The following is a 706-nucleotide window of genomic DNA, read 5'->3' as shown; positions in this document are numbered from 1 at the left end:
TCATCATCACCGCCCAGGGCGGCGACTACACCAAGGATGTCTATCCGCGCCTGAAAGCCGCAGGCTGGCAGGGCTACTGGATTGACGCCGCCTCCTCCCTGCGGATGGAGAAAGACGCCGTCATCATTCTGGATCCGGTCAATGGCGACGTCATCGAGCAGGCCCTGAACGATGGCATCAAGACCTTCGTTGGCGGCAACTGCACCGTCAGCCTGATGCTGCTGGCCCTCGGCGGCCTGTTCAAGGCCGATCTGGTGGAGTGGGTGAGCGTGGCCACCTATCAAGCCGCCTCCGGTGGTGGTGCCCGCCATATGCGCGAGCTGGTCACCCAGATGGGGATGCTGCGTGACGAAGTGGCGGTCGAGCTGGCGGATCCCGCCTCCGCCATCCTCGACATCGAGCGCAAGATCACCGAGAAGACCCGTTCCGGCACCCTGCCGGTTGACAACTTCGGCGTACCGCTGGCCGGTGGCCTTATCCCCTGGATCGACACCAAGCTCGACAACGGCCAGAGCCGTGAAGAGTGGAAGGGTCAGGCCGAGACCAACAAGATTTTGGGTATCGAGAATGCCGTCATTCCGGTGGATGGTCTGTGCGTGCGGATCGGCGCCCTGCGCTGCCACAGCCAGGCCTTCACCATCAAGCTGAAAAAAGATGTGCCGCTGGCGGAGATCGAAGCGCTGCTGGCTGCCCACAACGACTGGGT

Annotated in this window: 1 protein-coding gene; it reads left to right on the top strand. The window is 62.9% G+C overall.

All coding sequences use genetic code 11. The annotated features are described in order from the left end of the window. Positions 1-706, top strand: a 706-nt coding sequence (gene asd, locus G5358_RS21510) for an aspartate-semialdehyde dehydrogenase (RefSeq protein ID WP_421324931.1), incomplete at both ends; no start/stop codon positions are given.

This window comes from Aeromonas sp. 604176 (assembly GCF_049170755.1).
Taxonomy (GTDB): Bacteria; Pseudomonadota; Gammaproteobacteria; order Enterobacterales; family Aeromonadaceae; genus Aeromonas; species Aeromonas veronii_A.
Note: the sequence above shows the minus strand (reverse complement) of the source record. Positions and strands in the feature narration are given on the sequence as shown.